Origin of the sequence: Pseudomonas sp. ACM7 (genome assembly GCF_004136015.1) — a bacterium.
In the GTDB taxonomy this organism is placed as follows: Bacteria; Pseudomonadota; Gammaproteobacteria; order Pseudomonadales; family Pseudomonadaceae; genus Aquipseudomonas; species Aquipseudomonas frigoris.
Genome location: NZ_CP024866.1, coordinates 2,742,635 through 2,763,828 on the forward strand (window position 1 = coordinate 2,742,635; position 21,194 = coordinate 2,763,828).

Annotated in this window: 18 protein-coding genes; 13 read left to right on the forward strand and 5 right to left on the reverse strand. The window is 60.2% G+C overall.

The genetic code is table 11. From position 1 onward, the window contains the following. Positions 1-103 precede the first annotated feature (103 nt). The 3 genes from CUN63_RS12810 to aspA form a co-directional block, all read right to left on the reverse strand. Positions 104-1,108, reverse strand: coding sequence for an asparaginase (locus tag CUN63_RS12810; RefSeq protein ID WP_129439881.1), 1,005 nt, complete (start codon positions 1,106-1,108; stop codon positions 104-106). Between the two features lie 99 nt (positions 1,109-1,207). Beyond that, positions 1,208-2,659 (reverse strand): sodium:alanine symporter family protein, encoded by a 1,452-nt coding sequence (locus CUN63_RS12815; RefSeq protein ID WP_129439882.1) that lies wholly within the window; start codon positions 2,657-2,659, stop codon positions 1,208-1,210. A gap of 503 nt (positions 2,660-3,162) precedes the next feature. Next, positions 3,163-4,587: an aspartate ammonia-lyase gene (aspA, locus tag CUN63_RS12820; RefSeq protein WP_046044988.1), complete on the reverse strand. Its 1,425-nt coding sequence runs from the start codon at positions 4,585-4,587 to the stop codon at positions 3,163-3,165. 180 nt (positions 4,588-4,767) lie between these two features. On the opposite strand from aspA, the gene CUN63_RS12825 reads away from it, so the two are divergent. The 5 genes from CUN63_RS12825 to CUN63_RS12850 all read left to right on the forward strand — a co-directional run bounded on the left by CUN63_RS12825 (position 4,768) and on the right by CUN63_RS12850 (position 8,569). Continuing rightward, positions 4,768-5,676, forward strand: coding sequence for a LysR substrate-binding domain-containing protein (locus CUN63_RS12825; protein ID WP_129439884.1), 909 nt, complete (start codon positions 4,768-4,770; stop codon positions 5,674-5,676). A 329-nt stretch (positions 5,677-6,005) separates the two neighbouring features. Further along, the gene (gene purE, locus CUN63_RS12835; RefSeq protein WP_008150032.1) at positions 6,006-6,497 is read left to right on the forward strand and encodes a 5-(carboxyamino)imidazole ribonucleotide mutase; all 492 of its coding nucleotides are present in this window, start codon (positions 6,006-6,008) and stop codon (positions 6,495-6,497) included. Between the two features lie 11 nt (positions 6,498-6,508). After that, positions 6,509-7,591: a 5-(carboxyamino)imidazole ribonucleotide synthase gene (locus CUN63_RS12840; protein WP_129439886.1), complete on the forward strand. Its 1,083-nt coding sequence runs from the start codon at positions 6,509-6,511 to the stop codon at positions 7,589-7,591. A gap of 106 nt (positions 7,592-7,697) precedes the next feature. After that, positions 7,698-7,943: a GlsB/YeaQ/YmgE family stress response membrane protein gene (locus CUN63_RS12845; protein ID WP_129439888.1), complete on the forward strand. Its 246-nt coding sequence runs from the start codon at positions 7,698-7,700 to the stop codon at positions 7,941-7,943. An 89-nt stretch (positions 7,944-8,032) separates the two neighbouring features. Further along, the gene (locus CUN63_RS12850; protein ID WP_129439890.1) at positions 8,033-8,569 is read left to right on the forward strand and encodes a DUF3299 domain-containing protein; all 537 of its coding nucleotides are present in this window, start codon (positions 8,033-8,035) and stop codon (positions 8,567-8,569) included. Positions 8,570-8,682: 113 nt separating this feature from the next. Here CUN63_RS12850 and CUN63_RS12855 read toward each other — a convergent pair whose 3' ends face one another. Continuing rightward, positions 8,683-9,582: a D-hexose-6-phosphate mutarotase gene (locus tag CUN63_RS12855; protein ID WP_129439892.1), complete on the reverse strand. Its 900-nt coding sequence runs from the start codon at positions 9,580-9,582 to the stop codon at positions 8,683-8,685. 57 nt (positions 9,583-9,639) lie between these two features. Continuing rightward, positions 9,640-10,044: an acyl-CoA thioesterase gene (locus tag CUN63_RS12860; protein WP_003177184.1), complete on the reverse strand. Its 405-nt coding sequence runs from the start codon at positions 10,042-10,044 to the stop codon at positions 9,640-9,642. A 365-nt stretch (positions 10,045-10,409) separates the two neighbouring features. On the opposite strand from CUN63_RS12860, the gene CUN63_RS12865 reads away from it, so the two are divergent. The 8 genes from CUN63_RS12865 to CUN63_RS12900 all read left to right on the forward strand — a co-directional run bounded on the left by CUN63_RS12865 (position 10,410) and on the right by CUN63_RS12900 (position 21,192). Next, the gene (locus CUN63_RS12865; RefSeq protein WP_129439894.1) at positions 10,410-11,708 is read left to right on the forward strand and encodes an MFS transporter; all 1,299 of its coding nucleotides are present in this window, start codon (positions 10,410-10,412) and stop codon (positions 11,706-11,708) included. Between the two features lie 274 nt (positions 11,709-11,982). Then, a complete protein-coding gene (locus CUN63_RS12870; RefSeq protein ID WP_129439896.1) occupies positions 11,983-12,984 on the forward strand; it encodes a phosphate ABC transporter substrate-binding protein PstS family protein in 1,002 nt (333 codons plus the stop codon). A gap of 473 nt (positions 12,985-13,457) precedes the next feature. After that, complete coding sequence (locus tag CUN63_RS12875) at positions 13,458-15,491, forward strand: ABC transporter permease subunit (protein ID WP_178082701.1); 2,034 nt, start codon at positions 13,458-13,460, stop codon at positions 15,489-15,491. 15 nt (positions 15,492-15,506) lie between these two features. After that, positions 15,507-17,177, forward strand: coding sequence for a phosphate ABC transporter permease PstA (gene pstA / locus CUN63_RS12880; protein ID WP_129439900.1), 1,671 nt, complete (start codon positions 15,507-15,509; stop codon positions 17,175-17,177). Between the two features lie 129 nt (positions 17,178-17,306). Next, the gene (gene pstB, locus CUN63_RS12885) at positions 17,307-18,140 is read left to right on the forward strand and encodes a phosphate ABC transporter ATP-binding protein PstB (RefSeq protein WP_129439902.1); all 834 of its coding nucleotides are present in this window, start codon (positions 17,307-17,309) and stop codon (positions 18,138-18,140) included. A 71-nt stretch (positions 18,141-18,211) separates the two neighbouring features. Continuing rightward, positions 18,212-18,973, forward strand: a complete 762-nt coding sequence (gene phoU, locus CUN63_RS12890; RefSeq protein WP_129439904.1) for a phosphate signaling complex protein PhoU — start codon at positions 18,212-18,214, stop codon at positions 18,971-18,973. A gap of 167 nt (positions 18,974-19,140) precedes the next feature. Next, positions 19,141-20,091, forward strand: coding sequence for a response regulator (locus CUN63_RS12895; RefSeq protein WP_129439905.1), 951 nt, complete (start codon positions 19,141-19,143; stop codon positions 20,089-20,091). A gap of 204 nt (positions 20,092-20,295) precedes the next feature. Continuing rightward, positions 20,296-21,192, forward strand: coding sequence for a peptidoglycan DD-metalloendopeptidase family protein (locus tag CUN63_RS12900; RefSeq protein WP_129439907.1), 897 nt, complete (start codon positions 20,296-20,298; stop codon positions 21,190-21,192). Positions 21,193-21,194 lie beyond the last annotated feature (2 nt).

Below are 21,194 nucleotides of genomic sequence, written 5' to 3' on the forward strand. Positions count from 1 at the left end.
GTGGGAGCGGGCTTGCTCGCGAATGCGGTGTAGCAGTCACATAGATGTTGGATGTGCCGCCGCCTTCGCGAGCAAGCCCGCTCCCACAAGGTTTTGGGGTGTGTCAGCTCAGTTCGCCGCAGAGGTCGAGTTCTACAAGGCGCCGCACTTCAGCGGTGTCGAGCCCGGCACCCAGCAAGCCATGCAACTTGCCAAACGCCGCTTCACGGGTCATGCCACCACCGGACAACACGCCGACACCACGCAGACGACTGCCGGCCTCGTAAACATCCAGCTCGACGCCACCTTCATGGCACTGCGTAACCGCCACCACCACAACACCCTTGTCCCGCGCCCGTTCCAGGCTGGCGAGAAACTCCGGGTTGTCACTCGGTCCGGTGCCGCTGCCGTAGCACTCCAGCACCAGGCCCTGAATGCCGCTGTCGAGCAGGCCGTCCAGTATCTCGGCGCCGATGCCGGGGAACAGTGGTAGCACAGCGACTTTCGCCAATTGCTTGGGCTGGTTGTAGGTCAGCGATGCCGGTATTGAAGAAGCCTTCTCACCGCCACCCTGACGCTCCAGTCGCTTGAACGGATGACGACCGAAACTGCGCACCTTCGCGCAACGGGTCGGGTCCAGCAGTTCGCCGTGGAAATACAGATGAACGCCCGGCGCAAGGCCGTGACCCAAAGCAACCAGCGCGCCACTGAGGTTTTCCCAGGCATCACTGTCGGTCACGCCGGCCGGCAGCATGGAGCCGGTGAACACCACACGGGCATGCAGGCCGAGCAATTGAAAACTCATGGCCGCCGCGCTGTAGGCGAGGGTATCGGTGCCATGCAGGATCAGCACGCTGTCGCAGCCCTGGACATCGACGGCGTCGACCACCGCTTCACGCAGTTGCTGCCAGTAATCAGGAGTCATGTTGGCGCTGTCGATCAGCGGCGACATCTCGCGAAAGCGCCACTGCGGTACGACAAGGTCAGGCTGGCTGTGCAGATACTCGCGCATCCGTGCTTCGAAACCGGACGCCGGGGCCAGGCCGTGAGCACTGGTTTGCATACCGATGGTGCCGCCGGTGTAAAGCACCATGACGTGCTGGGCGGCAGGGTAGGTCGAGGAATTCATGGGGGTCTCCGAGAACGATGACAGCATGCGGCCGAGCATGACGCCGGCCGAACGCTGTGTCACGCCGGGCGCAGGGGGATGCGCCCGGTTTTTTACCGATCAGCGTTGCGCTGCGGGTACGCCTTGCAGCTCAGCTTCAGCCTTGGTGGCGGCAGCTGGCGGGTTGGCTGGCCAGGCTTTCAGGTCCAGGTCCAGATCCGGGAATTTGCTCGAATCGAACACGGGTGTCTTGATGCCGGCCGCGCGCTGGTCATCGTAGTCACGCAGGATGCGCATGCCGACTTTGAACAGCAGGAACAGCGCGATCAGGTTCACAAACGCCAGCAGGGTCATGGTGATGTCAGCGAAGGCGAACACCGTGCCGAGGTTTTCGATAGCGCCCCAGAAGATCAACACCAATACCAGCGCGCGGTAACCGATCAGCGCCTTGCGGTTTTCACCGATCAGGAAACGCAGGTTGCTCTCGCCCAGGTAGTAGTTGTAGAGGATCGAGGTGAACACGAACAACGACAGGGCCACGGAAATGAAACTCCGGCCCCAGTCACCGACCACGGCGGCCAGGGAGTTCTGGGTCAGGGCAATGCCGTCGCCTTCGAAGCCCGGGGTGTAGAAGCCCGAGAGCAGAATCAGCAACGCGGTGCAGGTGCAGATCACGAAGGTGTCGAGGAACACGCTGAACGCCTGAACCACACCTTGTGCCACCGGGTGCTCGACCGACGCGACCGCAGCCACGTTTGGCGCACTGCCCAGGCCCGCTTCGTTGGCGAACACGCCACGCTTCACGCCCATGACGATGGCGGTGCCGATCAGGCCACCGAAGGCTTGATCCAGACCGAAGGCGCTTTTGACGATGGTCATCAGCATCGCCGGAACGTGGTCGAATTGCAGCACGATCACATAGATGGTCACACCGATGTACACCAGGGTTTTCACCGGCACCAACAGGTCAGCGACCTTGGCGATGCGCTTGATACCACCGATGAACACCAGACCCAGCAACACCGCCAGGGCCAGGCCCGTGTAAGTGGGGTCGAGGTCGAAAGCGTTTTTCAGCGAGTGGGTCACGGCGTGGGATTGCAGACCGTTGAAGGCGAAGCCGAAGGTGATCAGTAGCAGGAACGCCATGATCATGCCCAGCCAGCGTTTCTGCAGGCCGTGCTGGATGTAATAGGACGGGCCGCCACGGTACGTGCCGTCGGAGTCGCAGCGCTTGTAGAGCTGGCCGAGGGAGCATTCGAAGAAGCTGCTGGACATGCCGACCAGCGCGGTCACCCACATCCAGAACACCGCACCCGGACCACCCAGGGTCACGGCGATACCGACACCGGCGATGTTGCCCGCACCGACACGACCGGCGAGGCTGAGCATCAGGGCCTGGAACGAGCTGAGTTGACCGGCGCTGCTTTTCAGGCTGTCGCGGAACACCGCGAACATATGGAAGAAGTGGCGCAGTTGAACGAAACGCGAGCGGATCGTGAAGTAGCTACCGAGCCCGACAATGAGCACGATCAGTACTTTCCCGGAGAGGAAGTCGTTAATGACTTCGAGCATGGATTATTCCTCGCTGTTTTTTGTTTAGGCAAATGCTGGGCGGGCCGAAACATCGCGTTACACCAGATTGCGCGCGGCAAAACAGGCAAGGCGAAGGTTCGTCCCGATTTCATATTGCGGGTTTGTTATTAGTTCGGGTTTCGCATGGGTTTGGGCCTCGTTACCGACGACCGCTCACGCGAAGAGGGGCGGCACTATACCTAGGAGAGTGCCGTCCGTCTTCACGGATGTGGTGCAAGCATCGAAACGAGGTGCTGCCAAGATCAAAAGATCGCAGCCTTCGGCAGCTCCTACAGGGTGTACGTCAAATCCTGCAGGAGCTGCCGAAGGCTGCGATCTTTGCGGTGTCAGACATATTCGCTATCCGCAAAAGAGTTAAAAAAAAGGGCTTGGGGAATAAATCCCCAAGCCCTCAAAAGGTGAGAGGTGTCTAGTCCCTCGACCTGGTGAGCGTGGCGCTTCGTGCTCTTCGTTAAAAGAGCAAGCGCCGGCGTTGCGTTCGGTTAAGCCTTCAGAGGCACCAGACGCGGAGCAATCATGTTTTCCGGGCGCAGGATGTCGGCGAGCATTTCGTCGTCGAGCAAGCCTTCTTCGCGCACCAGTTCCAGCACGCCGCGGCCGCTTTCTAGGGCGATACGGGCGATGCGGGTGGCGTTTTCATAGCCGATGTACGGGTTCAGCGCGGTGACCAGACCGATCGAGTGCTCGACCAGTTCACGGCAACGCTCTTCGTTGGCGGTGATGCCGACGATGCAGTGCTCGCGCAGCATGTCCATGGCGCGTTGCAGCAGGCGGATCGAGTCGAAGATCTTGAACGCGATCAGCGGCTCCATCACGTTCAATTGCAACTGGCCCCCTTCGGCAGCAATGGTCAGGGCCAGGTCGTTGCCGATGATCTGGAACGCCACCTGGTTGACCGCTTCCGGGATAACCGGGTTGACCTTGCCGGGCATGATCGAGCTACCTGGCTGACGCGCTGGCAAGTTGATTTCGTTGATGCCGGTGCGTGGGCCGCTGGACAGCAGGCGCAGGTCGTTGCAGATTTTCGACAGCTTGACCGCGGTGCGCTTGAGCATGCCGGAGAACAGCACGAAGGCACCCATGTCGGAGGTGGCTTCGATCAGGTCGGCGGCTGGAACCAGCGGTTGACCGCTGATCAGCGCCAGACGCTGAACGGCCAAGAGTTGGTAGCGCGGGTCGGCGTTGATGCCGGTGCCAATCGCGGTGCCGCCCAGGTTCACTTCGGTCAGCAGCTCGGGTGCCAGCGTTTTCAGGCGCGCCAGGTCTTCGCTCAGGGTCGTGGCGAAGGCGCGGAATTCCTGGCCGAGGGTCATCGGCACGGCGTCTTGCAGCTGGGTACGGCCCATCTTCAGGACGTGGCTGAACTCAACACCCTTGGCAGCGAACGCCTGGATCAGGCTGTCGAGGCTGGCCAGCAGCGCGTCGTGACCCAGCAGCAGACCCAGACGGATCGCGGTCGGGTAGGCGTCGTTGGTCGACTGCGCCATGTTCACGTCGTTGTTCGGGTGCAGGTATTGGTATTCGCCCTTCTGGTGACCCATGGCCTCCAGCGCGATGTTGGCGATGACTTCGTTGGCATTCATGTTGGTTGAAGTGCCAGCGCCGCCTTGAATCATGTCCACCACGAACTCTTCGTGGAAATCGCCGCGGATCAAACGTGCGCAGGCTTCGCTGATGGCAGCGTGCTTGGCTTCGCTCAGGTGACCCAGCTCGCGGTTGGCGTCAGCGGCGGCCTGTTTGACCATTGCCAGGCCGACAACCAGCTTCGGGTAATGCGAAATCGGAACGCCGGAGAGACGGAAGTTGTTCACCGCTCGCAAGGTCTGGATGCCGTAATACGCTTGAGCGGGTACTTCGAGTACGCCAAGCAGGTCTTTTTCTGTGCGGAAAGATGCAGCGGAGGACATGATAGAAATCATCTCGATAAGGACCCGGTCTGTGCCGGAACACTGCAAATGCTAGGCTTGTGGAGATTTTTGGGCCAATGCTGATAAACACTAGCCTATGCACATTCGGCATAATGCCCGTGTGACGCCGTGTCTGCGGCGAGCGTGTGACCTAAATTGGTGCGTGTCCGGGAGGGCGTGATGAACCTTGAAAGTAAATGGCTTGAGGACTTTAGTGCTCTGGCCGCCACCCGCAGCTTCTCCCAGGCTGCCGAACGACGCTTCGTGACTCAGCCGGCGTTCAGTCGACGGATCCGCAGCCTTGAAGCCGCGCTGGGGCTGACCCTGGTCAATCGCTCGCGCACGCCGATCGAACTGACGGCGGCGGGGCAGCTGTTTCTGGTCACCGCGCGAACGGTGGTCGAGCAGCTCGGTGAGGTGTTGCGTCACCTTCATCACCTGGAAGGCGGGCAGGGCGAGGTGATGCAGGTCGCCGCCGCTCACTCCCTGGCGCTGGGTTTCTTCCCGCGCTGGATCGCGCAGTTGCGTAATGAAGGCCTGAACATTGCGACGCGCCTGGTGGCAACCAACGTCGGTGATGCCGTGCATGCACTGCGCGAAGGCGGTTGCGATCTGATGTTGGCGTTCTATGACCCGGATGCCGCGATGCAGATGGACCCGGAAATCTTCCCGTCGCTGCACCTTGGCGACACCGAAATGCTCCCGGTCTGCGCGGCGGACGCCGAGGGCAAACCGCTGTTCGATCTGGAAGGCGAAGGCAGTGTGCCGCTGCTCGCTTACAGCGCTGGTGCGTTTCTTGGGCGTTCGGTGAACATGCTGCTGCGCCAGCGTGCGTTACGCTTCAGCACCATTTACGAAACCGCCATGGCCGACAGTCTTAAAAGCATGGCGCTGGAAGGACTGGGCATTGCCTGGGTTCCACGGCTCAGCGTGCGCGCCGAACTGGCTCGTGGGGAACTGGTGGTTTGCGGCGGCCCGCAATGGCATGTGCCGCTGGAGATTCGCTTGTACCGCTGCGCGCTGGTGCGCAAGGCGAATGTGCGGTTGTTGTGGCGCAAGCTCGAGGGCGGCGCCGCGCAAGGTACTTGAGCACATCGACTTACCCTGTGGGAGCGAGCTTGCTCGCGATGGCGGACTAACATTCAACATCAATAGTGACTGTCCCGACGCTATCGCGAGCAAGCTCGCTCCCACAGGGATTGGTGGTGTAATTGATTGACCTTCAAGTCAATAAAACCGGCACTTTGCGCCGAATGACAGATGGTCGTATCGGGGGCTGTTTATCTGCTTCATTGAGGTATACTGCGCGGCCTTCGGCCGGTTCGTCCGGCCATAATTCGTACAATCAAGCCACGCATTTTGCGTGGCTTGTTGTTTTTTGACGCGCCTGCGGGCGCCCAGAGAGAAGAGGCACGACGATGAGTGCACTGGTTGGCGTGATCATGGGCTCCAAGTCCGATTGGTCCACCCTTAGCCACACCGCCGATATGCTGGAAAAGCTCGGCATTCCTTACGAGGTGAAAGTGGTCTCTGCCCACCGCACCCCGGACCTGCTCTTCCAGTACGCCGAAGAGGCTGAGGCGCGTGGCATCGAGGTGATCATCGCCGGTGCTGGCGGCGCGGCCCACTTGCCAGGCATGTGTGCGGCCAAGACCCACCTGCCGGTACTGGGCGTGCCGGTACAGTCGTCGATGCTGTCGGGCGTCGATTCCCTGCTGTCTATCGTGCAGATGCCCGCGGGCATTCCGGTCGCCACCCTGGCCATCGGCAAGGCCGGCGCGATCAACGCCGCGCTGCTCTCGGCGAGCATCCTCGGCGCCAAGCACCCGCAGTTCCACGCGGTGCTGAAAAAATTCCGCGCTGAGCAGACAGACAGCGTCCTGGAAAATCCAGACCCACGCATCGCCTGAGGTTGTTGACGATGAAGATCGGTGTAATCGGTGGCGGCCAATTGGGTCGCATGTTGGCGCTGGCGGGCACCCCGCTGGGCATGAACTTCGCTTTCCTGGACCCCGCGCCGGATGCTTGCGCAGCCGCATTGGGCGAGCACCTGCGGGCCGATTACGGCGACCAGGATCACCTGCGTCAGCTGGCCGATGAAGTCGATCTGGTGACCTTCGAGTTCGAAAGCGTCCCGGCCGAAACCGTGGCCTTCCTGTCGCAATTCGTCCCGGTCTACCCGAGCGCCGAAGCCCTGCGCATCGCCCGTGATCGCTGGTTCGAGAAGAGCATGTTCAAGGACCTGGGGATTCCTACCCCGGCGTTCGCCGACATTCAATCGCAAGCCGATCTGGACGCTGCCGTGGCTTCCATCGGTCTGCCGGCCGTGCTGAAAACCCGCACCCTGGGTTACGACGGCAAGGGCCAGAAGGTTCTGCGCAAGCCTGAAGACGTGGCCGGCACGTTCGCCGAGCTGGGCAGCGTGGCCTGTCTGCTGGAAGGCTTCGTCCCGTTCACGGGTGAGGTTTCGTTGATCGCTGTGCGCGCTCGCGATGGCGAAACGAAGTTCTATCCGCTGGTTCACAATACTCACGACAGCGGCATTCTTAAACTGTCCGTGGCCAGCACCGATCACCCGTTGCAAGCCTTGGCGGAAGACTATTCCAGTCGTGTACTCAAGCAACTGAGCTATGTTGGCGTGATGGCGTTCGAGTTCTTTGAAGTCGACGGTGGCCTCAAGGCCAACGAAATCGCCCCACGGGTGCACAACTCAGGTCACTGGACCACTGAAGGTGCCGAGTGCAGCCAGTTCGAAAACCACCTGCGGGCCGTTGCCGGTCTGCCGTTGGGTTCGACGGCCAAGGTCGGCGAGAGCGCGATGCTCAACTTCATCGGTAAAGTGCCCGAGACCGAGAAAGTCATGGCCATTGCCGATTGCCATCTGCATCACTATGGCAAGGCGTTCAAGGTCGGTCGCAAGGTCGGTCACGCCAACCTGCGCTGCGCCGACAAGGCCACACTGGAGCAGCAGATCCTCAAGGTCGAAGCGCTTATCGCCGAATAGTTTCATGTGGCAGCGGCGGAACCATTCAGGGTCCGCCGTTCTCTCATGGCAGGATGCAGAAGACTGACTAGGCTTCTGCATAGCCATTCAATCAGAGGGAAATGCCATGGGAATTATCGGAACCATCTTTATCGGCTTGATCGTCGGCCTGCTGGCGCGGTTCCTGAAACCGGGCGATGACAGCATGGGCTGGATCATGACCATCCTGCTCGGTATCGGCGGTTCGCTGGCGGCCACTTACGGCGGCCAGGCTCTGGGCATCTACCACGCGGGCGAAGGCGCTGGCTTCATCGGTGCGCTGGTCGGCGCGGTGGTGTTGCTGGTGATCTTCGGCTTGATCAGAAAGAACTGACTCAAAGCGACAAAGCCCCCTCTGCGCCGCACGCAGAGAGGGCTAGAATGCTCGGCGTTGCACCGTCCTCTCCTTTGCCGAGCACCTCCATGCGCCGTCTTTTACTGACTTTCCTTTTATTGGGCTCGGGCCTCGCCCATGCCGGCGAGCTGCCGGAAACCGACTGGCTCGAACTGATGCCCAAGTCGGACCAGAAAGCCCTCGAGGCCATGCCCGAAATCGACCACAACTCCCCCGAAGCCAATGGCACCTTTACCCAAAAGGGTGGCATGAGGCAGAGCAAGGGCTTGCCGGCGGTGATGTATTCGACCAAAACCGTGCCGTCGATGAACGACAAGAACATCCGCATCGGCGGTTATCCGGTGCCGCTGGAATCCGACGCCCAGGGCCGCAGCACGCTGTTCTTCCTCGTGCCGTATCCGGGCGCCTGCATCCACGTGCCGCCACCACCACCTAATCAATTGGTGTTGGTGCGTTATCCGAAAGGTTTGAAGCTGAATGACATCTATACACCGCTGTGGGTGACCGGCACGCTGAAGGTCGAGAAGGTCAACAACGACCTGGCTGACGCAGCGTATGCGCTGGACGCGGCGAAGGTGCGGGTGGTGAAGGAATCAGACTTGTAGAGATTCAAATGTGGGAGCGGGCTTGCTCGCGAAGGCGGCGAGTCAGGCAACATTGATGTCGACTGACACATCGCATTCGCGAGCAAGCCCGCTCCCACATTGGTTTTGTGGTGCTAGAGGGATTTGCTGCCAATGCTGACGCCGAGGGTATAACTGGCCCCCGGCGCCAGCGTCACCACATCATCCATCACATTCGCCGTTTCAATGCACAGCATGCGCTGCCAGCCATCGTCGGCCATGTCGCTGAACGCCGCAGCGCGATCAATCCACGGATTCCAGATCACCGCCGAGCGTGAACCGCTGCTGGTCAGCTCGATGCGCCGTTCCCAGGCCGGATCGACAATGCTCAGCTTCGCCGGGGTATTGAGATAGATACGATCGGTCTCGCCGACAAAACGCAGATCGCCGGTCTGAGTGACGGTTTTCCAGTCGTCCAGGGTTTCGATGTAACTCAAGCCATCCAGCCCTTCGACATGCACATCACGTACATCGCTGACCGCGAAATAGCTGTGCAGTGCCTGGCTGATGGTGACTTTGTCAGCGCCCTGGTTATGGCTGGTCAGGCTGATGTGCAGTTGCTCATCCAGACGAATGCTCAGCTTCAAGTCCACTTGATGCGGCCAGCCTGGCAAGCCGCCTTCAGGGTAAGGCAGAACAAACTCCACCTTCAGGCTTTCGCCCTCGGTTTCAATGCCGCCCAGTTCCCAGTCCATCGCCCTTACCAGCCCGTGGGCGGTCGGCGCTTCGTTGCTGACGCGCATGGCCTGAACGCTCTGCGGGTTGCGCGGCAGATTGCCGAACCACGGCCAGCACACCGGAACCCCGGCGCGGATGCTCTTGCCAGTCTTGAACACTGCCTCGTCGTTGAGCCAGATCAGCGGCGGTTGACCGGCCACTTGATAACTGAGGATGTGCGCGCCCTGCTGGGCAACCAGCAGTTCGGCCTGACCGTGGCGGATGCGCCAGCAGTTCAGTTCATCCAGTTTTACGGCTTCAACGTTGGGCGTGCTCATGGGGCAACTCTCGATCAGGGACAATGACTGCAATGGACCGCAGAAAGGTCGCAGTGTTTAACGAGCTCTAGGCGGAACCGAACGGGTGCGACCGCTGCCGTCGATGGCGACGAACACAAACACGGCTTCAGTCACTTTACGCCACTCGCTGGACAGCGGATCGTCACTCCAGACTTCGACCATCATCTGAATCGAGCTGCGGCCGATTTCCAGCGCCTGGGTATAGAAGGAGAGCTGAGCGCCCACCGCTACCGGTACCAGAAATGCCATACGGTCGATCGCCACCGTCGCCACGCGGCCACCCGCGACCTTGCTGGCCATTGCGGTGCCGGCCAAATCCATCTGCGACACCAGCCAACCGCCGAAAATATCGCCAAAGCCGTTGGTTTCGCGGGGAAGCGCGGTAATTTGCAGGGCAAGGTCGCCTTGCGGGATTGGATCTTCTTGTTCGAGCTCTATCATGCCGGGGGTGCCTCTGACCCGTGACTCTTCATAAGTACTTCAGGTGAATAGCCGTCTCAAGGAAAAACGATTCAGCCCCGAACATACTACGTTCGTCACGTTTTTCGTAAGGCGCCTAAAGGGAAACTCTGCGAAATCGGCTGACAGGTGCCAACGACGTTTTCGCACAGCAACCCCTTACAAGCAGGTGCAGGATTGCGAGTATATCGATCGGTAGACTCCGAGACGACCGTCCGGTTCTCATTTCGACCGTCAAATACGCACCTCTATGTGCTTTTTCGAACAATTTGCTATCGTGCCGGACCTGCCCAAGCCTCCGCCAGCGTTGTTGGGGTTGCAGATCCGACTATAAGAGAAGCCTTGCCATGACCACAGCGCCTTCGAGCATCGCGCAGCCAACCCAGTCCGCACGTCCGCTGACTCGCAACGACTACAAGACGTTATCGCTGTCTGCCTTGGGCGGTGCGCTGGAGTTTTACGATTTCATCATCTTCGTGTTCTTCGCCACGGTGGTCGGCAAACTGTTCTTCCCGGCCGACATGCCCGAGTGGCTGCGCTTGATGCAGACCTTCGGGATCTTTGCCGCCGGCTATCTGGCGCGGCCATTGGGCGGCATTGTCATGGCGCACTTCGGCGACCTGCTGGGACGCAAGAAGATGTTCACCCTGAGCATTTTCATGATGGCGGTGCCAACCCTGATCATGGGTTTGCTGCCGACCTATGCGCAGATCGGTATGTGGGCGCCGATCCTGTTGCTGCTGATGCGGGTGATTCAAGGCGCTGCGATTGGCGGTGAAGTGCCGGGCGCGTGGGTATTCGTTTCCGAACACGTGCCGCAGCGGCACATCGGCTACGCCTGCGGCACCCTGACCTGCGGCCTGACGGCCGGTATCCTGCTGGGCTCGCTGGTCGCCACCGCGATCAACAGCATTTACACCCCGGTCGAAGTTTCGGATTACGCCTGGCGGATTCCGTTCCTGCTGGGTGGCGTATTCGGCCTGTTCTCGGTTTACCTGCGCCGCTGGCTGCACGAGACCCCGGTGTTCGCCGAGCTGCAACTGCGCAAGGCCCTGGCTGAAGAAGTGCCGCTGCGCGCCGTGTTGCGCGACCATCGCGGGGCGATCCTGATTTCCATGCTGCTGACCTGGCTGCTGTCCGCCGGCATCATCGTAGTCATCCTGATGACCCCGACCGTGCTGCAGACCGTCTACCACTTCTCGCCCACCACCGCATTGCAGGCCAACAGCCTGGCGATCGTGTTTCTGAGCCTGGGCTGCGTCGCCTCCGGTGCACTGGCTGACCGCTTCGGCGCCGGTCGTGTCTTCGTGTTCGGCAGTGCTCTGCTGCTGATCAGTTCGTGGACCTTCTACCACAGCCTGTTCAACCACCCGGACTGGCTGTTCCCGATGTACGCCGTGACCGGCTTGCTGGTCGGCACCATCGGTGCAGTGCCGTATGTGATGGTCAAAGCCTTCCCGGCGGTGGTGCGTTTTAGCGGGCTGTCGTTCTCCTACAACCTGGCCTACGCCATCTTCGGCGGCCTGACCCCGATGGTCGTTACGCTGCTGCTGAAGGAAAGCCCACTGGGGCCTGCCTATTACGTGGCGATCATTTGCGGTGTCGGGATTCTGGTGGGTGCGTACCTCTGGAAGAAAGGTCGCTAAGCTCCCTTTGCATTGACTGCATTGACTGCATTGACTGCACTGACTGCACTGACGCCTTCGCGAGCAAGCCCGCTCCCACAGTTGACCGCGTTCTCACTGAGGAACTCGGTTAAATGTGGGAGCGGGCTTGCTCGCGAAGAACGATGACGCGATCTCCCTGCAAAAGATCGAATGCTGGCCTTTCATCTAATTGTCATATTTCAGCCATAGAGTGTTCACACGGCCTGCTGATACTTGGCCCCGACTTAACACACCTATCTGCTAGGAGTAAGGCATGAAACTGAAGCGTTTGATGGCGGCAATGACTTTTGTCGCTGCTGGCGTTGCGACTGCCAACGCGGTTGCCGCTGTTGACCCTGCTATCCCGAGCTACACCAAAACCACTGGTGTGTCGGGCAACCTGTCCAGCGTCGGCTCCGATACCCTGGCCAACCTCATGACCCTGTGGGCTGAGAACTATAAAAAAGAATACCCGAACGTAAATATCCAGATTCAGGCCGCTGGCTCCGCCACTGCGCCACCTGCGCTGACTGAAGGCACCGCCAACCTGGGCCCGATGAGCCGCAAGATGAAGGACACCGAACTGGCTGCCTTCGAGCAGAAGTACGGCTACAAGCCAACCGCTATCCCGGTTGCAGTAGACGCCCTGGCGATCTTTGTACACAAAGACAACCCGATCCAGCACCTGACCATGGAACAGGTTGACGCAGTTTTCTCGTCCACTCGTCTGTGCGGCGCTAAAACCGAAGTCAAAACCTGGGGCGACCTGGGTGTTACCGGCGACCTGGCCAACAAGCCGGTTCAGCTGTTCGGTCGTAACTCGGTATCCGGCACTTATGGCTACTTCAAAGAAGAAGCCCTGTGCAAAGGCGACTACAAGCCAAACGTCAACGAACAACCAGGCTCGGCTTCGGTCGTGCAGTCGATCAGCTCCTCGCTGAACGGCATCGGTTACTCGGGCATCGGCTACAAAACCGCTAGCGTGAAGACCGTGGCCTTGGCCAAGAAGGGCAGCACTGACTTCATCGAAGACACCGAAGAAAACGCCCTGAACGGCAAGTACCCGCTGTCGCGTTTCCTCTACGTTTACGTCAACAAAGCCCCGAACAAGCCTCTGGCCCCGCTGGAAGCCGAGTTCGTGAAACTGGTTCTGTCCAAACAGGGCCAGGAAGTTGTAGTGAAAGACGGCTACATCCCACTGCCAGCCAAGGTTGCTGCAAAAGCACTGGCTGACCTGGGTCTGGCGGAAGGCGGCGCTGAAGTCGCAAAAAAGTAAAACCCTGAACCCGGGGTAATCCCCGGGTTCAATGTGGGAGCGGGCTTGCTCGCGAAAGCGGTGGATCATTCGACATTGACGTTGAAAGTGACGGCCCCTTCGCGAGCAAGCCCGCTCCCACATACCCCCAAATTTCCGGTCCGCTGCCAGTTCCCACAGGCGGCGGATTTGTTGTGTCACTGCATTGTCATCTTTCTGTCATACAGGATCGCTAGGGTGTGCGAATGAATGATCTGGCCAATTCCACCATGACGACTAATCCCCCCAAGCGAATTGACTTCAATACGCCTGAGCTGCAACGCAAGCGCCGCATCCGCGCGCTCAAAGATCGCCTGACCCGCTGGTACGTCCTCGTTGGCGGCCTCGCCGTTCTCGGCGCGATCACGCTGATCTTTTTCTTCCTCGCTTATGTTGTCGCGCCCCTGTTTCAGGGCGCCGACCTGACCGCCAAGGACGCCATCACGCCCGCCTGGATGCAAGACGCCGGCAGGCCGTTGATGATCTCCCTGGAAGAGCAGAACCAGGTCGCCATGCGGGTTTCCGACAAGGGCCAGGCGTTGTTTTTCGATATCGACAGTGGCGCTGAACTCAAGCGCGTCGATCTGCCGATTCCGGCTGGCACCACAGTGACCTCCATCGGCGAAGACCAACCAGGCCACCCATTGGTGGCGGTGGGCTTGTCCAACGGCCAGGTGCTGGTGTTCCGTCACACTTATAAAGTCAGCTACCCGGACGGCAAGAAAACCATCTCGCCGGCCATCGAATACCCGTATGGCGAAACGCCGATTGCGCTGAACGAGGCGGGCGGAGCCCTCGAGCACGTCAGTCTTAACGCCACCGACACGACCTTGATGCTGGTTGGCTCCACCGGTTCGCAACTCAATGTTTTGTCGCTGACCAGCGAAGAAAACATGATGACCGGCGAAGTCACCAACGAGCAGAAGCGCATCGATCTGCCGCAGATGACCGAGCCGGTGAAGAACATCTTCGTCGACCCGCGTCAGCAGTGGCTGTACGTGATTAACGGTCGTGCCCAGGCCGACGTGTTCAGCCTGCGCGACAAGAGCCTCAACGGTCGCTACAAACTGCTGGATGATGGCGAAGCGCAGATCACTGCCAGTACTCAACTGGTGGGCGGCATTTCGTTGATTCTCGGCGATTCCAAGGGTGGTCTGGCCCAGTGGTTCATGGCCCGCGACCACGATGGCGAGCTGCGTCTGAAGCAGATTCGTAACTTCCAGATGGGCACTGCGCCGATCGTTGAAATCACCGCTGAAGAACGTCGCAAAGGCTTTATCGCCCTCGACGCCTCCGGCAAGCTCGGCGTGTTCCACAGCACCGCTCACCGCACTTTGTTGGTGGATCAGGTGGTCGATGGCCAAGGCATTTTCGGTCTGTCGCCACGGGCCAACCGTGTGATCGTGGAGGCGGGTGGCAAGATTCAACCGCTGCTGCTCGACAACCCGCACCCAGAGGTTTCCTGGAGCGCGTTGTGGAGCAAGGTCTGGTACGAGAACTACGACGAGCCTAAATTCGTCTGGCAATCGACCGCCGCCAACACCGACTTCGAACCCAAGCTGAGCTTGTCTCCGCTGACCTTCGGTACCTTGAAAGCCGCGTTCTACGCCATGCTGCTGGCCGCACCTCTGGCCGTCGCCGCCGCCATCTACACCGCGTACTTCATGGCCCCAGGCATGCGCCGCAAGGTCAAACCGGTGATCGAACTGATGGAAGCGATGCCGACGGTGATCCTCGGTTTCTTCGCCGGCCTGTTCCTCGCACCGTATGTGGAAGGGCATTTGCCGGGCATCTTCAGCCTGCTGATGCTCTTGCCGATCGGCATTCTGGTAGCGGGTTTCACCTTCAGCCGCTTGCCTGAGTCCATCCGCCTGAAAGTGCCGGAAGGCTGGGAAAGCGCGATTCTGATTCCGGTGATCCTGTTCGTGGGCTGGCTCTCGCTGTACATGAGCCCGTACATGGAAACCTGGTTCTTCGGCGGCGACATGCGCATGTGGATCTCCCACGACCTGGGCATCACCTACGACCAGCGCAACGCACTGGTGGTCGGTCTGGCCATGGGCTTCGCGGTGATCCCGAACATCTACTCCATCGCCGAAGACGCCGTGTTCAGCGTGCCGCGCGGTTTGACCCTCGGTTCTCTGGCCCTCGGTGCCACGCCATGGCAGACCATGACTCGCGTGGTGATCCTCACCGCCAGCCCGGGCATTTTCTCGGCGCTGATGATCGGCATGGGCCGTGCGGTCGGTGAAACCATGATCGTGCTGATGGCCACCGGTAACACCCCGGTCATGGAAATGAACCTGTTCGAAGGCCTGCGCACCCTGGCCGCCAACGTTGCGGTGGAAATGCCCGAATCGGAAGTCGGCGGCAGCCACTACCGCGTGCTGTTCCTCTCGGCGCTGGTGCTGCTGTTGTTCACCTTCGTCATGAACACCCTCGCGGAACTGATTCGTCAGCGTCTGCGCAAGAAATACTCGTCGCTTTAAGAAAGGTAGAAGTCTGTGAAACAGAACTCCCTGAAAGGATGGTTCAAGAGCGGCGCCCCCGGCGTCTGGATCAGCGGTGGCGCGGTGTCCATCGCGGTCATCATGACCATTGGCCTGCTCGCGGTGATTGCCGTGCGCGGTCTGGGCCATTTCTGGCCGGCCGACCTGGTGCACGCCAGTTACGACGTGCCGGGCCAGGCCAACCACCTCGTCATCGGCGAAGTGGTGCAAAAAGAAGAAGTGCCGCGCGAGCGCCTGAAAAGCGCTGGCCTGCCGGTGCCCGATCAGGGCCCGGAGTTCATGACCCGCGAGCTGATCAAGGTCGGCAACCGTGATCTGAACGGCAACGACTTCACCTGGATCGTCGGCGAGTGGCTGACTAACCAGAAGACCCCGCCTGAGTTGATGGCCATTGAGCGTCGCGAGTGGGGCAACTTCTACGGTTACCTGGTCAACGTCAAACAGGACGGCAAGGTCATCGCTGAAGGCGAGGCTGCGTGGCCTGAGTTGCAGGCCCGTGTCGAGCGCGTCAACAAACTCGCGGCACAGCTCAAGAGCCTGGAAAAATCCGACATCGGCGCGATCAACGCAGGTCTTGAACGCGTCCGTCTGAACGGCCGCAAACTGGAACTGGCTGGCCAACTCGATGCCACCGCGCAAGCGGACATGGAGTCCGAGCGCGCCGAGCTCAACGCTCGTTATCAAGACATCGAAGTCCGCCTGAACGACCTGCACGCCCAGTTCAATCGCGACAGCCTGACGGCTCGCGATGCGAACGGCAAAGAGATCGAAATCGGCATCGGTAAAGTGGTTCACGCTTATCAGCCGAACGCGATGGGCACCTTCACCAAGATCGGTTTCTACTTCAGCAAGATGTGGGAATTCCTCAGCGACGACCCGCGTGAAGCGAACACCGAAGGCGGGATTTTCCCGGCGATTTTCGGCACCGTGATGATGACCCTGATCATGGCGATGATCGTGACGCCGTTCGGCGTGCTGGCGGCGGTTTACCTGCGTGAATATGCCAAGCAGAACGTGTTGACCCGGATTATCCGCATCGCGGTGAACAACCTGGCCGGTGTTCCGGCCATTGTTTACGGCGTGTTTGGCCTGGGCTTCTTCGTCTATGTATTGGGCGGTTCGGTTGACCGGTTGTTCTTCCCTGAAGCATTGCCGGCGCCGACCTTCGGTACGCCGGGTCTGCTCTGGGCGTCCCTGACCCTGGCGCTGCTGGCGGTGCCGGTGGTAATCGTGGCCACCGAAGAAGGCCTGGCGCGGATTCCTCGCACTGTGCGCGAAGGCTCGTTGGCCCTCGGCGCAACCAAGGCTGAAACCTTGTGGAAGATCGTGCTGCCGATGGCCAGTCCGGCAATGATGACCGGCATGATCCTCGCCGTGGCTCGCGCCGCGGGTGAAGTGGCGCCGCTGATGCTGGTGGGTGTGGTGAAACTGGCGCCGTCGCTGCCGGTGGACGGCAACTACCCATACCTTCACCTGGATCAGAAGATCATGCACTTGGGCTTCCACATCTATGACGTCGGCTTCCAGAGCCCGAACGTCGAGGCCGCGCGGCCGCTGGTGTACGCCACGGCGCTGCTGCTGGTGCTGGTGATCGCCACGCTCAACCTGTCGGCCGTCTATATCCGTAACCACCTGCGCGAAAAATACAAAGCGCTGGATAGCTGATTTTTATGTGGGAGCGAGCTTGCTCGCGATGCAGGCGGCGCGGTTTAAGTTTGATACCGCAGTGATGCCATCGCGAGCAAGCTCGCTCCCACACAACCGAACCGAATTTGTTAGCACAGGGAGCCTCCCATGCAGCACGAAGCACATACCCACGGCATCAACATGTCTGCCCTGGGCCGCGATAAACAGAGCCTGAGTCTTGAGCAGGAAACCGTGGCCATTGAAGTGCCCGGCCTGAGCCTGTTTTATGGCGACAAACAAGCGCTGTTCGACGTCAGCATGAACATCCCGAAACAGCGCGTGACGGCCTTCATCGGCCCGTCCGGCTGCGGCAAGTCCACGCTGCTGCGTACGTTCAACCGCATGAACGACCTGGTGGATGGCTGCCGTGTAGAAGGCGAGATCAACCTCTACGGCAACAACATCTACCGTAAGGGCGAAGATGTGGCCGAGTTGCGTCGTCGCGTGGGCATGGTGTTCCAGAAGCCCAACCCGTTCCCGAAAACCATTTATGAAAACGTGGTTTACGGCCTGCGCATCCAGGGCATCAACAAGAAGCGCATCCTCGACGAAGCCGTCGAGTGGGCTTTGAAGGGCGCGGCACTGTGGGACGAAGTCAAAGACCGTCTGCACGAGTCGGCACTCGGCCTGTCCGGTGGTCAGCAGCAACGTCTGGTCATTGCGCGCACCATCGCCGTGGAACCGGAAGTGCTGCTGCTCGACGAACCCTGCTCGGCACTCGACCCGATCTCCACGCTGAAAGTCGAAGAGCTGATCTACGAGCTGAAATCGAAGTTCACCATCGTCATCGTGACCCACAACATGCAACAGGCCGCGCGGGTTTCCGACTACACGGCGTTCATGTACATGGGCAAACTGGTGGAATTCGGCGACACCGATACCCTGTTCACCAATCCGGCGAAGAAGCAGACCGAAGACTACATCACGGGTCGCTACGGCTAGGAAGCTGTTGTTGCTCACTGAACTGACGCTGCGGTCCACCGCACCTTACCGGACGCTCCAAGGACGCCAACATGATTAGTAAAGAAGGCCTTACCCATCACATCTCTGCGCAGTTCAACGCTGAGCTCGAGGAAGTGCGCAGCCACCTCCTGGCCATGGGCGGGCTGGTGGAAAAGCAGGTCAACGACGCGGTCACCGCGCTGATCGAGGCCGACACCGGCCTGGCCCAGCAGGTTCGCGAGATCGACGACCAGATCAACCAGATGGAACGCAACATCGACGAAGAATGCCTGCGCATTCTGGCCCGCCGTCAGCCGGCAGCGTCGGACTTGCGTTTGATCATCAGCATCTCCAAGTCGGTCATCGACCTGGAGCGTATCGGTGACGAAGCGACCAAGATCGCCCGTCGAGCCATCCAGTTGTGCGAAGAAGGTGAAGCCCCGCGGGGTTACGTCGAGGTTCGCCACATCGGCGACCAGGTCCGCAACATGGTTCGCGATGCGCTGGACGCCTTTGCCCGCTTCGACGCCGACCTGGCGTTGTCGGTGGCCCAATACGACAAGATCATCGACCGTGAATACAAGACCGCCCTACGTGAACTTGCCACCTACATGATGGAAGACCCGCGCTCTATCTCGCGGGTCTTGAGCATCATTTGGGTGCTGCGTTCTCTGGAACGGATCGGCGACCACGCGCGCAATATCTCGGAGCTGGTGATTTACCTGGTGCGCGGCACCGACGTGCGGCATCTGGGCCTCAAGCGCATGAAAGAAGAAGTTGAAGGTACAAGTGGCGAAACCGCTAATGTTCCGGGCAAAGCTGACGATAAGTAAGATTGCCTGAGAAAAGCGCCCGGCCTTTTGGCCGGGCGTTTTTGTTTGTGGTCGATGAATTCGAAAGCAGCACCCGCGAACGAAAAGTCCCGGCGTGACTGAAGGTTTTTGGCAATGTGCCATCAGCAAAGCGGTATGCTTGCCGGGATTTTTTAAAGGGGTGATGGATGAGTAAGGTCAGTGTGTTGGTCGTGGACGACGCGTCGTTCATTCGTGACCTGGTGAAGAAGTGCTTGCGCAACTACTTCCCGGGGATCCGGATCGAAGACGCGGTCAATGGCAAAAAGGCTCAGGCCTTGCTGGCACGGGAAGCGTTCGACCTGGTCCTGTGCGATTGGGAAATGCCGGAAATGTCCGGCCTGGAGCTGCTGACCTGGTGCCGTGAGCAGGACAACCTCAAGACCATGCCGTTCGTGATGGTGACCAGCCGTGGCGATAAAGAGAACGTCGTCCAGGCGATCCAGGCCGGGGTTTCCGGCTACGTCAGCAAGCCGTTCACCAACGAGCAACTGCTGACCAAGGTCAAGCAGGCCCTGAACAAGGTGGGCAAGCTCGACACCTTGATGAACAGCGCACCGACCAAAATGAACTCGGCATTCGGCAACGATTCCCTGAGCGCATTGACCGGCGGTAAGGCTGCCGTGGTCGCACCCGCTGCGGCGCCGGTCAACCCGTTCGCCAAACCTGTTGCCGCCGCGCCAGCCCCGGCGGCTGCTCCGTCTCGCGGTCTGCTCAACAGCCCGCCGATCAAGCCTCCAGCGTCCTCCGCAGCGCCAACGGGCGGACGTGGCCAGGGCCAACTGCGCCTGCCGAACGGCATTCAGCAATGTGTGATCAAGGCCTTGAGCCTCAAGGAAGCATTGCTGGTGGTGAAGCGTACCGACACCCTGCCGCAAGTGCTCGACAGCGCCGTGCTCGACCTGGAGCAGGGCGATAACGCCGAAACCGCCCGCCTGAACGGCTACCTGCACGCCATCGTCGCCCACGAGCCAAAGCCCGACAGCGACTGGCTGCAACTGACCTTCCGCTTTGTCGACCAGGATGCGCAGAAGCTCGATTACATCTCGCGGTTGATAGCACGTGGTACGGCGCAGAAGCATTTCGTACCCGGCGCTTAAGGTCGGCATCGTCTGTTAGGCCGCCATCGCGAGCAAGCTCGCTCCCACATTGGAATGCGTTCCCTTGTGGGAGCTTGCTCGCGAAGGGGCCATCAGATTCACCGCACATCCGCTGAACGGCCCATTTTGAAACATCTGCCGACTACCCGGGTCCATTGCAGCTGCTAGGCTCCTACCCAGGCCTTACTCGACAGAACCTTGCCCATGCTCGCGCGCCTGCTGTTTTTCTGCGGTCTTTTCATGGCCTCCACCTCGGCGATGGCCATGACGATCTACAAGTCCACCGACGCCAATGGCGTGGTCTCCTACAGCGACCGCCCCACGACGGGCTCCAAGGTGTTCGTTTTTCGTGATCGCATGGTCGAGAATCTTGAGCGCCAGGTGTACCTCGTCATCACGAAGAAGAAGGGCGTGGACAGCGTTTACGTGCGCAACGACCTGTATGCGCCGGTAGAAATCGAGTTGAGCTTCGGCGGGCTGAAGAACGTCAGTGGTGCGCCGAGCCGACCGATTCGCCGGGTGATGCCGGCACGCAGCAGTATTCGTCTGGCGCTGCTCACGGCCACGCAGTCCGAAAGGCCGCTCGCGTATACCCCAAAATTTGAATACTCCCTGGGCGACCCCTCAGGGGCCGCCCAGGCCTACCGGTACCCACTGCCGTGGCGCGGCGGACCGTTTCGGCTGAGTCAGGGCGCCAACGGTCAATACAGCCACTTCGGTCCCAAGAACCGTTACGCCATGGACATCGCCATGCCCGAAGGCACGCCGATCATCGCGGCGCGTGGCGGTGTGGTGGTGAAAACCGAGAATGCCCAGACCGGACGCGGCACCGATCCGTCGGGTAATTTCGTGCGGGTGCTGCACGATGACGGGACGATGGGCGTGTACCTGCACCTCAAGCAAGGTTCGGTGAGCGTTCGCGAGGGGCAACGGGTGTCGGTGGGGAGTCCGCTGGCCTTGTCGGGCAATACCGGCAACAGCAACGGGCCGCACCTGCATTTCGTGGTGCAGCGCAATACCGGGTTGGGGCTGGTGTCGATCCCGTACCAGTTCAATCAACCGGTAGGCAGCCTGCCGAACTTTGCGCTCGGCAAACAGTGAGG

What these genes read in the sequence shown, in the direction of transcription:
- CUN63_RS12850 (WP_129439890.1), top strand. Translation starts at nt 8,033, where the DNA reads ATGCGCCGTCTTTTACTGACTTTCCTTTTATTGGGCTCGGGCCTCGCC.
- CUN63_RS12870 (WP_129439896.1), top strand. Translation starts at nt 11,983, where the DNA reads ATGAAACTGAAGCGTTTGATGGCGGCAATGACTTTTGTCGCTGCTGGC.
- CUN63_RS12810 (WP_129439881.1), bottom strand. Translation starts at nt 1,108, where the DNA reads ATGAATTCCTCGACCTACCCTGCCGCCCAGCACGTCATGGTGCTTTAC.
- pstB (WP_129439902.1), top strand. Translation starts at nt 17,307, where the DNA reads ATGCAGCACGAAGCACATACCCACGGCATCAACATGTCTGCCCTGGGC.
- CUN63_RS12895 (WP_129439905.1), top strand. Translation starts at nt 19,141, where the DNA reads ATGAGTAAGGTCAGTGTGTTGGTCGTGGACGACGCGTCGTTCATTCGT.
- CUN63_RS12855 (WP_129439892.1), bottom strand. Translation starts at nt 9,582, where the DNA reads ATGAGCACGCCCAACGTTGAAGCCGTAAAACTGGATGAACTGAACTGC.
- phoU (WP_129439904.1), top strand. Translation starts at nt 18,212, where the DNA reads ATGATTAGTAAAGAAGGCCTTACCCATCACATCTCTGCGCAGTTCAAC.
- purE (WP_008150032.1), top strand. Translation starts at nt 6,006, where the DNA reads ATGAGTGCACTGGTTGGCGTGATCATGGGCTCCAAGTCCGATTGGTCC.
- CUN63_RS12825 (WP_129439884.1), top strand. Translation starts at nt 4,768, where the DNA reads ATGAACCTTGAAAGTAAATGGCTTGAGGACTTTAGTGCTCTGGCCGCC.
- CUN63_RS12875 (WP_178082701.1), top strand. Translation starts at nt 13,458, where the DNA reads ATGCAAGACGCCGGCAGGCCGTTGATGATCTCCCTGGAAGAGCAGAAC.
- CUN63_RS12860 (WP_003177184.1), bottom strand. Translation starts at nt 10,044, where the DNA reads ATGATAGAGCTCGAACAAGAAGATCCAATCCCGCAAGGCGACCTTGCC.
- CUN63_RS12840 (WP_129439886.1), top strand. Translation starts at nt 6,509, where the DNA reads ATGAAGATCGGTGTAATCGGTGGCGGCCAATTGGGTCGCATGTTGGCG.
- aspA (WP_046044988.1), bottom strand. Translation starts at nt 4,587, where the DNA reads ATGTCCTCCGCTGCATCTTTCCGCACAGAAAAAGACCTGCTTGGCGTA.
- CUN63_RS12865 (WP_129439894.1), top strand. Translation starts at nt 10,410, where the DNA reads ATGACCACAGCGCCTTCGAGCATCGCGCAGCCAACCCAGTCCGCACGT.
- CUN63_RS12815 (WP_129439882.1), bottom strand. Translation starts at nt 2,659, where the DNA reads ATGCTCGAAGTCATTAACGACTTCCTCTCCGGGAAAGTACTGATCGTG.
- CUN63_RS12845 (WP_129439888.1), top strand. Translation starts at nt 7,698, where the DNA reads ATGGGAATTATCGGAACCATCTTTATCGGCTTGATCGTCGGCCTGCTG.
- CUN63_RS12900 (WP_129439907.1), top strand. Translation starts at nt 20,296, where the DNA reads ATGCTCGCGCGCCTGCTGTTTTTCTGCGGTCTTTTCATGGCCTCCACC.